We start from the raw sequence: 13,282 nt of genomic DNA, 5'->3' as shown, positions 1-13,282 counted from the left end.
AATTATGTTTAATTTGAAAGAGTTCAAACAATCCTATCAAAAATTTTGGTTAGGCTATATTTCTTTTAAAGAAAGAACCAGTCGAAAAGACTATTGGCTCGCAATGTTAGGTCATATTTTAGTGTCAGTTATCCTACTTGCCTTTGCCACTTTGTTCCATTTTTTATCAAGTGACGTTTTACCAGATTTGTGGTCTGTATTTTCATATTTTTTCATTGCTTTATGGGTATGTTACGGGTTAATAGCATTTTGTCCTTTCTTGGCCATGGCGGTACGCCGTTTACGGGATGTTGGACTTCCTTGGGAATTGATTTTTGTACTTTTAGCGCCTTTTGGTGGTTTCTTCGCTATTCTTATTTTGAATGCTCTTCCTGCTGCTCAAGTAGCAGCTGACTTACCAGAGTTTTTAGAGCCAACTTATGGTCAAGCACGGATAGAAGAAAACGGTCAGGAGAACTTTTTGCAAGCGATCAAAAACTATTTTCTCGGCTATCTTTCTTTCAGAGGAAGAACAAGCCGTCTGAGTTTTTGGTTTGTTCAGCTCATATTTGCTCTAGTATTTGCAGTGTTAGGAGTGATGTTTGTCGGGATTCATTTCTTTGAAAATGTCCTCTTCGGTGGTGCATTTATTGCGACATGGATGATGCTGGCCTTTCTCTTTCTTGTTGGAGTTGGCTTCCTACTGCCCACACTTGCATTATTTACTCGTCGCTTACGTGATGCTGGTTTAAGCAATTATGGGATTGGATTAATCTTTTTTGTATCTTTGTCCTTGTTCTTATTGAGCAATATAAGCCATGCTGTAGATGCTGCGAGCTTTGGGATTCATGATTTTACATTGTTCAACTATCTTCTCTTCCTTGCTGATTTTGTCTTCGCTATTATCCTCCTCTTTGTTTTGGTTCAAGACAAAGACCAACTTTTACAAGAGGAAAAAACACTTCTATTTAGAAGGAAAGGCTGAAATATTCAGTCTTTTTTGCTATAATAAATAAAATCACTAAAGAAATAAGGATATGTTTTGAATTATAAATTAAGAGAAATTTCAGCTGAAGAATTCGCTCAATTCAATGAAAATGTAAGCCAAGGTAGTTTTTTACAAACTCCTGAAATGGCAGAGCTAATGATGGCAAATGGCTGGGAAGTAACTTTATTGGCTGTCCAATCAGATAAAATCGAAATGGCCGCTCTTTTAGGCGCAAAAAATATGACTGGAGGAAAACATTACGAAATCCAGTATGGCCCAATTTACCAAGAGTACCAAGAAGATGTAGAAAAGTTTTTCTACAAAGAATTACGTCAGTTTGTTAAAGACCATGGTGGCTTGGAACTTTTAGTCATTCCCAATACAAACTACCAGGAGTTTGACAGTACAGGCAATACACTGACAGATGAAAACAAGCAGTTTATTCAATCAATGCAGGAGTTAAACTACAAACATACGGGCTTAGAAGTTGGTTACAACAAACGTGGCGAGTCTACATGGCACTATGTGAAAGATCTTTCTGATATAGCAGATGATAAAAAACTTTTAAAATCTTATACGAAAGATGGGCAATATTCTGTCAAAAAAACACAGCAGTTTGGAATTCGAGTGCGTCCTTTAGCTTATGAGGAACTGGATAAGTTCAAAAAGATTACTTCGGAAACGTCGGAACGCCGTGGGTACGATGATCATGATTTGCCTTATTATCAAAGTCTTTATAAAACTTTTGGTGATAAAGCAGAGTTTTTAGTGGCTGAGATTAACTTCGCAGACTATGAAGCGGCAATTTTAGCTCAAATGGATAAACTTTCTGGACAGATTGAAAAAACGAAAAAAGAAGGTAAACGCAAAGAGTTAGAAAGCCAGCTAGAAACTCAAAAAGTTCGTTTAGCAGAAGCGCGTGAATTTATTGCTCAACATGGCCGAGAAGATATTATCTTAGCGGGATCGCTCTTTATCTACGGTGCAAGTGAAACCATCTATCTGTTTAGTGGTTCGTACGAAGCCTTTAAGAAATTATATGCACCTTTTGCTATTCAGCATTACGTGATGAAAAAAACCTTAGATAAAGGTGTGAAAAGCTATAACTTCTTTGGAGTGGCTGGAACTTTTGACGGTACAGATGGCGTTCTGCACTTCAAACAGAATTTTGCAGGTTATGTTGTACGTAAAGTTGGTTATTTCAATTATTATCCCAAACCATTTAAACATAAAGTTTTGAGCATGGTAAAAACACTATTAGGTAGAAAATAATGGAATTCTTAGAAATCTCACAAGAACAATTTGCAGCTTTTGCAGCTGAAAAAACCGAGTCATTTTTACAAACCCCACAAATGGCAGAAATGTTAGAAAAACGTGGTTATAAACCGATTTTCCTAGCTGTAAAAGTCAATGACCAGATTAAAATGGCAGCACTTATGACTTCTGTTTCTGTTTCAGGTGGAGCAAAGTTAGAAATTAACTTTGGACCCATTGGTAACTTCGATCAGATGGTCTTTAACTGCTTTATTCAAGAATTGAAAAAATATGCGAAAAATCAGCAAGCTCTAGAAGTGAAGATACGTCCAGCTGTTGACTATATGGTTTATGACAGCAAAGGTCAAGAACTTCAAGAAGCTAATGAGTCTTTCATTTCAGAAATGAAAAAGCTTGGCTTAACTTACAATGGTCGACATGTGGGTTATGAAGAGCAGGATGCCGTTGCCGAATGGCAATACATCAAAGCTCTTTCTGAAATACACAGTGAAGAAGAACTTCTCAAGAGTTACAACTCTAACGCAAAACGTAACGTTAAAAAAGCGATAAAAAATGAGGTTACAGTTAAGGTAGCGACTTATGAAGAACTCTTTGAAGTGGAACGTTTGATTGGTAACACAGGTGAAAAGCGTCATTTTGCAACCAAAGATTTGGCCTATTATCAAGAGCTTTATAAGGCTTTTGGCAATAAAATCGAATTTTTGATTACTTATAAAGATGGAGTGGCAATTGCAGCTGGTGTCTTTATTGAAGTCAACCAAGAATTTCTTTACCTTTATGGTGGATCTGACGGCGCTTATGGAAAGTTAGGTGGCCCTTTCCTTATGCAGCATACAGCCATGCTCCATGCAATTGAACGTCAGATGAAAACCTATAATTTTTATGGTATCTCAGGAAACTTTGATGGCAGTGATGGCGTGTTAAAATTTAAGCAAAATTTCGGTGGTTACATCACACAAAAAGTAGGGGAATTCTCTTATTATCCACAGCCTGTAAAATACAAACTTATTCAAGGTATGAAAAAAATATTAGGGCGTGTTTAACTTAAAAAGCTGACGAAATCGTTTCGTCGGTTTTTTGTGTTAAAGATGGATGGAATTTAAAATGTAAAAAACTTTTGACAATTTTGCTATAATGAAGGCATGGAAACTTTATACGATTTAACAATTATCGGTGCTGGCCCTGTTGGGTTGTACGCCGGGTTTTACGCTGGGATGCGTGGAATGACTGTCAAGATAATCGAAGCTCTTGAAGAAGCTGGTGGTCAACCTCAAACGCTTTATCCAGATAAAATGATATATGATATAGCAGGTTTACCGGAGATTTCAGGAGCAGATCTAACGGCTAATCTTTTAGCACAACTTGCACGTGTACCACATGAACTGTATTTAGATGAAAAAGTTGAAAATATTAGCCAAGAAGAGGAAAATAAGCATTTTGTACTGCAAACAAGTAAAAGTACACATCATTCGAAAGCAGTATTGTTAACAACAGGCTCTGGCTTGCTCAGTCCGCGTAAGCTTAATCTCGAGCAAGAAGAAGAACTTCACGCATTAGGAAGATTAAATTACTTTATTCAAAATTTAGAGGAATATCGTGAAAAAGAAGTTGCGGTTCTTGGGGGGGGAGACAGTGCCTTGGATTGGGCTCTTATGTTGGAAAAAGTTGCCAGCAAAGTTCATCTCATTCATCGTCGTCCTTCTTTCCGAGCCCATGCTTTAACAGTAGCAGAGCTGGAACAATCAACAGTTGAAATACATACACCTTATCTTCCTCAGGAGTTATCAACAGAAGGACTTAAGCTGCAACGGGTAAAATCAGATGAGCTACGCCATTTAGAAGTAGATAAAATATTAGTAAACTACGGAATGATGACAAATCATGTTGACTTAAATGAAGAACTCGAACTGAGCCGTAGAGGAAGAATAACAGCAAATCGACAACAAGAGACAAACATTGCAGGACTCTATGTAGCAGGTGATGCTAGTGATTACGAAGGCAAAGCTCCCTTGATGTCAGTAGGTTTTGGAGAAGCTGTACTAGCAATCAACGATATGACACAGAAGCTTGAATTTAGCCATAGCTTACAAAAAGGACATTCTTCAAGCCTGTTTGGTAAATGAGGAGAAAATAAGGTATAATGGGTAGTAAACGAACGATTTACAGAAATTTAGGAAAACATTATGCTTATTAACTTACTTATCTTAATATTACTTATATGGGCCTTTCTGGTTGGCTACTCAAGAGGATTAGTCTTACAGGCTCTATATAGCTTGGGAATAATTATATCTGCAGTTATTGCTTTTTTAAATTATAAAGAGCTTGCTTCAAAATTAACAATGTGGGTACCTTTCTCTAGCGCTACAGCAGACTCACGTTTACTTTTTTTTGATAATAACTTGCTTTTCCAAATTGATGATGCTTTCTACGCTGGTCTTGCTTTTATGATTATTTTCATGGTTTCTTATGTGGTGATACGTTTAATTGGACTTTTTATCCACATCACACGTTTGCACCCCTTCGGAAATACTGGAAAGATTATTGCAGGTATTCTTGCGGTCGGAGCAACTTATTTTGGTATACAAATGGCCGTTACGCTACTTGCGCTTGTACCAATGCCCACTGTTCAAAACCATTTAAACGCTTCAGCCGTGGTGCGCTTAATGGTTAGCCATACTCCGATTTCTTCAGGAATGCTGAAAAATATATTTATTGAGAATATAATAGGTAATATTTAGAATTTATGAATAAAAAAATTATCCAAATTTTAGAATTTGACAAGGTCAAAGAGCAATTCTTGGCCTTTTTAACAACCGCCCAAGGTAAAAAAGAGTTGGAAGAACTAGAGCCGCTCTCAGATACCGGCAAAATTCAAAACTTATTTGATGAATTAGCAGAGTTTGAAAAATTAGCCCAAGAAAATGGACAAATTCATCTTACGAAAACAGCAGATATCAGTGAAATTTTACGTCGCTTAGAGTTAGATGCTCAATTGAGTGGGCGAGAGTTTGTTGAAATAAAAAAAGTTGTCCAACAGGGGCTTAATATTCTGCGTTATTTTGATGAAGCAGAGAATGTTGAAATACCAACACTTGAGGAACTCATCCAAAAATTCTCAGACCTTTCTCCTGTACATAAAACACTTGAAATTTTTGATAACTCTGGTTCACTTTATGACAATGCATCTGCTGAACTTATGCACATTCGTTCAGCCATTAAGCGCTATCAGTCAGATATTAAAAAGGTGATGCAGGAACTTTTGTCTAAAAATGCTGCTTCTCTCACTGAAAATTTAATCACGGTGCGTAATGATCGCCAAGTCTTGCCTGTGCGTGCAGACAGTAAAAATAAAATAGCTGGTGTAGTACACGATATGTCTGCCTCAGGGCAAACGCTCTATATTGAACCCAATGCTGCTGTTTCGCTTAACAATCATTTAAATCAAAAGAAAATCGAAGAAAAAAATGAAATGATTCGAATTTTTCGGGCTGTCAGTGAAGAACTTAAACCCTATAGTTTAGATATCCGGCAGAATGCGTGGTTACAAGGTCACCTCGACTTGATTAGAGCCAAGTATAACTACTTATTGAAGCATAAGGCCAGTATTCCTGAGTTGACCCAAAACAAAGATATTTGTTTTTATGATGCACGCCATCCCTTGATTGATCCAAAAGTAGTTGTGGCCAATGATATCAAATTTGATAATAGTTTAAACACGATTGTAATTACGGGGCCAAATACTGGAGGTAAAACAATTACCTTAAAAACTGTAGGCTTACTCACTATTATGGCTCAATCTGGCTTGCCTATTCTCACAAGTGCAGGCAGTCGTGCACATGTTTTTCATGAGATTTTTGCGGATATTGGGGATGAACAATCCATTGAGCAAAGTCTCTCGACTTTCTCCAGCCATATGACAAATATTGTTTCTATTCTAGACAAGGCGGATCAAAATTCATTGGTACTCTTTGACGAGCTTGGCGCAGGTACGGACCCTAAGGAAGGGGCCGCATTAGCTATTGCTATTTTAGAATATTTGCGTGGTAAAAACGTGAAAACTATGGCGAGCACACACTATCCAGAACTTAAAGCATATGGTGTCGAAACACCTGAAGTCCTTAATGCGAGCATGGAGTTTGATATTGACAAAATGCAGCCTGTTTTCCGTCTGCAGCTGGGTGTACCAGGTCGTTCAAATGCTTTAGAAATTTCACGGCGCTTAGGTTTGTCAGACCAAATCATTCAAGAGGCTAGTAATATGGTTTCTGATGAAGAACATGATGTCAATCATATGATTGCGAGCTTAGAAGAAAAAACGCGTGAAGTAACAGAAGCAGCTGCAAATATTAAGAAGTTAGAGCGAGAAAATATAAATCTTCATAAAGACTTAACCAAGGTTTATAATCAAATTAATCGAGAGCGCGAGATTGAACTAGAAAAAGCAAAACAAGAAGCCCAAGTAGTCGTGAAAAAGGCAAGTCAAGAAGCTCAAGAAATTCTCAAAACATTGAATGATAAAGCACAGCTTAAACCTCACGAAATCATTGCAGCCCGTAGTGAGCTTGAAAATCTAGTTCCATCTGTTGATTACAGTAAAAACAAAGTTTTAAAGAAAGCCAAGGCACAGCGCGGATTGAAACAGGGGGCTGAAGTTTTGGTAACAGCATATGGGCAACGCGGAAAACTTATTCGTCTGGAAAAAGATGGACGTTGGCAAGTGCAGATGGGATCAATAATGACCAAACTGCAAGAAGATGAATTTGAGTTAACAGAGGAAGAAATTGCTAGAAACCAACCTGCAAAAACTAAATCAGTAACTCGGAAAGTCAGCAATAAAGTTAAAGCACAGCTTGATTTACGTGGTATGAGATACGAAGAAGCAGAGTTAGAGCTGGACAACTATATTGATCAGGCTCTGCTTGCCAATTTACTGCAAATCACAATTGTTCATGGTATAGGAACGGGCGTGATTCGTGAAATGGTCCAAAAGAAGCTACAGAAACATCGTCATATTAAGAGTTATGAGTATGCTCCTATGAATGCTGGTGGCAGTGGTGCAACAATTGCAACCTTGAAATGACTCAAAATATAAAAACAATCATAATATTTGTAAAGTAGCTAAAAATTCGCTAGAATGTACTCATAATAAAGAACGAGGAACGAAAAATGGAATATAACATTACTGATGCTACATTTAAAGAAGAAATTAAAGAGGGACTTGTACTTGTAGATTTTTGGGCAACTTGGTGTGGCCCTTGTCGTATGCAAGCACCAATTCTTGAACAATTGGGAGAAGAGCTTGATGAGTCTGAACTCAAAATTTGTAAGTTAGACGTTGATGAAAATCCTGCAACACCACAAGCGTTTGGTGTTATGAGTATTCCAACTTTAATTTTCTTTAAAGATGGTCAAATGGTGAAACAAGTTGTCGGTGTTCAAACAAAAGCACAACTGAAGGCAATCGTTGCGGAACTTTCATAAGAAATAAAAAAAGAATGCCTGTATGGGTATTTCTTTTTTTTGTTTCAAATTATTTGAGAAGTTTGACAATAAGATGCATTGCATTTGAAAAGGGATATACATACAAGGAAAAACAGCGTGACAAAAACTCGGCAAAATGGTATCATTGAAAAGTTGAGATGAAAATCTCTAGATATGAAGGATAAAGGAGACTGATGATGTCTAAGAAAAAAGATACAGAAATTGAAGTTATTGACACAAAAACAGGTGTTCAAGTCAAATCAGGCAAAAAAATCATCGCTGATATTAATGAAGAAAATGGTAGTTTTGTTGTGGTTGCTTCTGGTAAAGAACTTGCTGTTACTCGTAATTTTGCGGATGCTATGGAAGAAGCAATCAAAGCCTATAACTTAGGTGCTTAATTTTATATTTTATCTTGGAGGATAGAGTTAATCCTTGAAATCTTTTCATGATTTTGATAAAATATTTACTGTTGTCGAAAGATAGACAGTGGGGTATAGCCAAGCGGTAAGGCAAGGGACTTTGACTCCCTCATGCGTTGGTTCGAATCCAGCTACCCCAGTTGGTCAAACAGGTTCAAACTGAGCCTGTTTTTTTTAATAATTTTTGATAGAATAGAGATATGTACACAGTAAAAATTGGACTCGATCCTCATCTACATGACAAGTTTGTTGCTGCCTCTGGCATGCCAAACCTTTTACAAACCTCAAAATGGGGGACAATCAAAAGCAGTTGGAAATCAGAAATCATCGGATTTTATCAAGACGATAAGCTCGTTGCAAGTTGCTTGGTCTTGATTCGTCCACTTCCCTTGGGATTCACAATGCTTTATATTCCACGTGGAATTTTGATGGATTATACAGATAAAGCTTTATTAAAGTTTGTTCTGTTAGAATTGAAAAAATTTGGTAAAAGTCAAAAAGCACTTTTTATCAAGTTTGATCCTGCTTATAAATTTGACGATGCATATGATCTTCTGACAAATTTAACAAGTGCTGGTGTTGAGTATACTGGACGTACTACAGAAATGCATGATACGATTCAGCCTCGTTACAATGCTGTCATTTATAAAGAAGATTTTGCAGAAGAAAATCTAGATAAAAAAACACGTCAATTTATTCGTAAAGCACGTAATTCTTACCCAGAAGTAACTTTTGGTGGAAAGGAGTTAGTTCCTGTTTTTGCTGAATTGATGAAGAAGACAGAAGCACGTAAAAATGTAAGTCTTCGTAATGCTGATTATTATACAAAACTTTTGGACACTTATGGCTCAGATGCTTTTATTACCTTAGTAAAATTTAATATGGCTAAAGTAAAAAAAGATATGGAAGCTAATGTTGAAAAGATTAAAGATAATCAAGCAAAAGCCAAAAATGAAAAACGCTTAAAAACTTTAACTGAAGAACTTGCTATTGCTGAGAAAAACGTTGCGGATATTACGCAGTTTATCGCAGAAAAAGGAGAGATTATTCCGGTAGCAGGAACTTTATCTATCAATGCTTTTGGCGCTGCTGAAACCCTTTATGCTGGGACAGATACAGCATTCCAAAAATACTATCCCTCTTATTTAGTATGGCTTGAAACGATTCAACATGCTTTTGAAAATGGAGCAAAGACCTTGAATATGGGTGGGCTTGAAAATTCCCTTTCAGAGAACGATGGATTATTGAAGTTTAAAAAGCACTTTAATCCACGGATTGAAGAATATGTAGGCGAATTTGATCTCGCTGTAAGTAAACTTCTCTATAAAATGGCTAATGCCATGTATATGCGTCGAAAAACTAAACATTAAGAACAAGAGAAAAAAAGTTTACAATATATTGTAAACCACTATACATTTTTGAGAAAAATGTTATAATGAATATTAGCTATTAGGGAAGGATGGCGTTTTTCGCCTGTAAACTTGTAAACATGGAATTCAAGCATGATACTGTAATGCTACACGAAACTGTTGATATGCTTGAGGTAAAACCTGATGGCATCTATGTGGATGCAACCCTTGGTGGTGCAGGACACAGTGAATATCTCTTGAGTAAGTTGACAACAGGTCATCTCTACTCATTTGATCAAGATGATACTGCCCACGAGAATGCAAAGGTTCGCCTTAAAGCACCTTTGGCAGAAGACAAGGTGACATTGATAAAGAGTAACTTCCGCTACTTACGTTCAAGTCTTGCAGACTTAGGGGTTACAAAAATTGATGGTATTCTTTATGACTTAGGTGTGTCGAGCCCACAGTTTGATGACAGCCAACGTGGTTTCTCCTATAAGAAAGAAGCACGTTTAGACATGAGAATGGATCAATCTCAAGCACTTTCTGCATATGAAGTTGTAAATGACTATCCTTATGAGGATTTGGTCCGTATCTTTTACCGCTATGGCGAAGAAAAATTTTCAAAGCAAATTGCTAGAAAAATTGAGCAAGCACGTAAGCTTGGACCAATTGAAAAGACAACAGAGCTGGCAGACATCATTAAGTCAGCACTTCCGCAAAAAGAGCTTAAGAAAAAAGGCCATCCTGCGAAGCGTATTTTTCAAGCTATCCGAATCGAAGTAAATGACGAACTTGGAGCAGCTGAAGAATCAATAGAAGAAGCAATTGATTTGCTAAATGTTTCTGGACGAATCAGTGTGATTACTTTCCACTCTTTAGAAGATCGTTTAACCAAAACAATTTTTAAAGAATACAGCACAGTTGATGTGCCGAAAGGACTTCCTATGATTCCAAAAGATATGGAAGCAAAGCTCAAGTTAGTCAATCGTAAACCTGTTCTTGCGAGTGAAGAAGAACTTGCTTTTAACAACAGAGCGCACAGTGCCAAACTTCGTGTGGCCGAAAAACAAAAAGATTAAAACTGATGAAAAAGGAGAGAAGGGAGAAAAATATGGCAGCACAACCTAAAGAATATTTTGATATTGAAACAGCAGCCAAAAAAGATAGCTATGCAATTTCAAAAGACTCATTAGCACCAGAAGTTTTGGCTAAAAAGTTCAAAAAGTTTTCTGGGGTTGAAAAAGTATTCTATCTTTCGATGGTCGTTGTAGCGTTGATGCTTGCGGTTACCCAACTCTTCATTCAAACTAAAACACAGGAAATTGAAAGTAGTACATTGCACCATAACAGTGAAATTACTGTTAAAGAGCAAAAAAATTCTGAGTATGACCAGAAAATTCAGGAGTTAACATCCCAAGACAAATTACAAAAAGTTACGGATAAGTATGGTATCTCTTATAATTCTGATAATGTATTGAAAGCGACAAAATGAAAAATATTTTTCGAATAATTACTCTCCCTTTCAGACGTATTTCGAAAAAAGCGAAAAAAAGTCATCAAAGACCTGAACAAAATCGTAAACGTGTAGGTAAAAGTCTATTTGTAGTAGCTATTGCTCTGTTTGCGATTTTTATATTTCGCTTTGTCTGGATTATTACAGTGAATCAAATCGGTGGTGTGAACATCTCCGAAATGGCTAAGACAAACTATTTAAACACAACAACTGTGTATGCTAAACGAGGCACAATTTTCGACCGGAATGGTGTGCCACTTGCAGTTGATGCAAGTGATTACACAATTTATGCTGTACTCGATAAGACACAAGTTGATAATAACAACAATAAACTTTATGTTGATAAGGCTGACTTTCCAAAGGTCACAGAATTTCTTAATAAAGAGTTAAAAATTGACAAGGATTTGATTGAGCAACAACTCAATTCTGGAAAAGCTCAAGTCCAATTTGGCTCAGCAGGAACTAAGATTCCTCTCGCTAAGATGGAAAAGATAAAAAAAGATGCAGAGAATGCTGGCTTAGTAGGAATTGGCTTCACACCTAACTTAACACGTTCTTATCCAGAACCAAATTATGCTTCACAATTTGTAGGTATAGCCTCTTTGAAAACACCAGGTGATTCTGCCTCAGGTTTAGTTGGAATCAATGGGCTAGAAGCATCATTTAATGATATACTTAGCGGTACAAATGGTGAGGAAACTTATGAGAAAGACCGTTATGGTCGTCCGTTACCTGGTACAACAACTGTAAGTAAACAAGTAAAAAATGGTCAAGATCTTTATACAACTTTAGATGCCCGTTTACAAGGGAATCTTGAATCACTCATGAATACAGCTGTAGAAAAGTCTGGTGGTCAGCAACTTTCTGCCACACTGATGGATGCACACACAGGTAACATCTTGGCTACCACGCAGCGTCCAACAATTACTGCTGATAACTTTAATGATAAAGCAGCACGCGAACAGCCACATTTCACAGAGAACAGCATGCTTTACCAGTCACAATTTGAGCCTGGATCTGTTATGAAAACTTTCCTGATGGCTTCAGCTTTGGATAGCAATAAAGTAGACTTGAATGCCTCTTACTACCGCCGTGTCAATCTCTATGATGTCGTCATTAATGACTGGGATGCTAATGAAAGCGAAGATGGGACTTTTAAACTTCCATCAACAGTTACTTTTGCTCAAGGATTCATGATGTCCAGTAATGCTGGAATGACACGGATTGTTCAAAATATGGGGAGTGATCTCTGGGACAGCTACTTACGCCGCTTTAAGTTCGGTGTTCCAACCCGTATTGGGATGGGGGGAGAACAGTTTGGTGCTCTTCCTGACGATAACCCAGTATCTCAAATCCAGTCTTCATTTGGACAAGGTATCAGTACGACACAAATTCAACTTCTACGTGGTTGGACAAGCTTTGCGAATAAGGGTGAAATGCTTGAACCTCACGTTGTGAGTAAGATTGTAGATAAAGATAAAAATACTTATCTTGAAAGTCAGGCGGAAGTTGTTGGCCGTCCAGTTTCCGAAGATGCAATAAATAAAACGAAGGAACTGATGGTAGGTGTTAATACTGATCCAACATGGGGAACATCTTATCTGACAGTGGAATCGCAAGGGCATGAACCAGGCCCGCTCTTCATGGTTAACGGAAAGACAATGGCAGTCAAAACAGGTACAGCACAGATTGCGGCAGATACAGGTGGCTACATGAAGGGGATGCAGGATAATATTTATTCTGCAGTAGCCATGTATCCACCAGAAAATCCAGATTTTATTTTCTATATGAACATCAAAATTCCAGCAAGCACTTGGTCACTGACTTATATCTCAGACGTTGCTAACCCTTTAATTACACGCGCAGAGCAAATCAAGAACCAAGAAGCATCACCGCAAGATACGTCAGGATTGAAAGCTGGAAAAGTTACTCTCGAAAATTACGAAGGTAAGGCTCCAGGTAATGTTTCAGATAGTTTACGTCGTAATCTTTTAGCACCGATTGTGATTGGTCAAGGTACAAAGGTAACCAAACAATCTGTGCCAAAGGGGCAAGAAGTGGGGGCAAACACCCCTGTCATGCTTCTTACTGATGGCGATCATATCATGCCAGATATGTTTAAATGGTCTAAAGAACAAGTTGAACAACTCGCAAAATGGTACAATCTGAAAATTGAATATCAAGGTTCTGGCGACCATGTGAACACACAAAGTGTGGGAATGGGAACCAAGCTTAAAGACAATCAAACAATCACAGTCACAATGAATTAGGC

At 37.5% G+C, this 13,282-nt stretch carries 12 protein-coding genes and 1 tRNA gene; all 13 read left to right on the top strand.

Annotation, left to right across the window (positions count from 1 at the left end):
- Positions 1–4 precede the first annotated feature (4 nt).
- The 13 genes from VNN39_RS00670 (at position 5) to VNN39_RS00610 (ending at position 13,280) form a co-directional block, all read left to right on the top strand.
- Positions 5–964, top strand: coding sequence for a DUF805 domain-containing protein (locus tag VNN39_RS00670; protein WP_338997683.1), 960 nt, complete (start codon positions 5–7; stop codon positions 962–964).
- A gap of 57 nt (positions 965–1,021) precedes the next feature.
- Positions 1,022–2,239 (top strand): aminoacyltransferase, encoded by a 1,218-nt coding sequence (locus VNN39_RS00665; protein WP_338997682.1) that lies wholly within the window; start codon positions 1,022–1,024, stop codon positions 2,237–2,239.
- Positions 2,239–3,285 carry a peptidoglycan bridge formation glycyltransferase FemA/FemB family protein gene (locus VNN39_RS00660; RefSeq protein ID WP_338997681.1) on the top strand — a complete coding sequence of 349 codons (1,047 nt, stop codon included), beginning with the start codon at positions 2,239–2,241 and terminating at the stop codon, positions 3,283–3,285. The genes VNN39_RS00665 and VNN39_RS00660 overlap by 1 nt, the downstream gene beginning before the upstream one ends.
- Before the next feature lie 99 nt (positions 3,286–3,384).
- Positions 3,385–4,365 (top strand): NAD(P)/FAD-dependent oxidoreductase, encoded by a 981-nt coding sequence (locus tag VNN39_RS00655; protein WP_017369014.1) that lies wholly within the window; start codon positions 3,385–3,387, stop codon positions 4,363–4,365.
- 60 nt (positions 4,366–4,425) lie between these two features.
- Positions 4,426–4,980, top strand: a complete 555-nt coding sequence (locus tag VNN39_RS00650) for a CvpA family protein (protein WP_017369015.1) — start codon at positions 4,426–4,428, stop codon at positions 4,978–4,980.
- Positions 4,981–4,985: 5 nt separating this feature from the next.
- Complete coding sequence (locus VNN39_RS00645; protein WP_338997680.1) at positions 4,986–7,322, top strand: endonuclease MutS2; 2,337 nt, start codon at positions 4,986–4,988, stop codon at positions 7,320–7,322.
- Positions 7,323–7,408: 86 nt separating this feature from the next.
- Entirely contained in the window at positions 7,409–7,723 is a 315-nt protein-coding gene (gene trxA / locus VNN39_RS00640; RefSeq protein WP_017369017.1) for a thioredoxin, read from the top strand.
- 197 nt (positions 7,724–7,920) lie between these two features.
- On the top strand, positions 7,921–8,124 hold the full coding sequence (locus VNN39_RS00635; protein ID WP_004258597.1) for a DUF2969 domain-containing protein: 204 nt from the start codon (positions 7,921–7,923) through the stop codon (positions 8,122–8,124).
- Positions 8,125–8,213: 89 nt separating this feature from the next.
- Positions 8,214–8,285, top strand: a tRNA-Gln gene (locus VNN39_RS00630).
- A gap of 60 nt (positions 8,286–8,345) precedes the next feature.
- Positions 8,346–9,515 carry a peptidoglycan bridge formation glycyltransferase FemA/FemB family protein gene (locus tag VNN39_RS00625; RefSeq protein ID WP_213495364.1) on the top strand — a complete coding sequence of 390 codons (1,170 nt, stop codon included), beginning with the start codon at positions 8,346–8,348 and terminating at the stop codon, positions 9,513–9,515.
- 119 nt (positions 9,516–9,634) lie between these two features.
- Complete coding sequence (rsmH, locus tag VNN39_RS00620) at positions 9,635–10,576, top strand: 16S rRNA (cytosine(1402)-N(4))-methyltransferase RsmH (protein ID WP_338997679.1); 942 nt, start codon at positions 9,635–9,637, stop codon at positions 10,574–10,576.
- Positions 10,577–10,608: 32 nt separating this feature from the next.
- Positions 10,609–10,989 (top strand): cell division protein FtsL, encoded by a 381-nt coding sequence (locus VNN39_RS00615; RefSeq protein ID WP_017369020.1) that lies wholly within the window; start codon positions 10,609–10,611, stop codon positions 10,987–10,989.
- On the top strand, positions 10,986–13,280 hold the full coding sequence (locus VNN39_RS00610; protein WP_338997678.1) for a penicillin-binding transpeptidase domain-containing protein: 2,295 nt from the start codon (positions 10,986–10,988) through the stop codon (positions 13,278–13,280). Before VNN39_RS00615 ends, VNN39_RS00610 begins: the two co-directional genes overlap by 4 nt.
- Positions 13,281–13,282: the final 2 nt, after the last annotated feature.

The organism is Lactococcus formosensis (assembly GCF_037892375.1).
GTDB classification, from domain to species: domain Bacteria; phylum Bacillota; class Bacilli; order Lactobacillales; family Streptococcaceae; genus Lactococcus; species Lactococcus formosensis.
The sequence above is the reverse complement of the archived record's forward strand: the minus strand, read 5'-3'. Positions and strand labels throughout refer to the sequence as shown.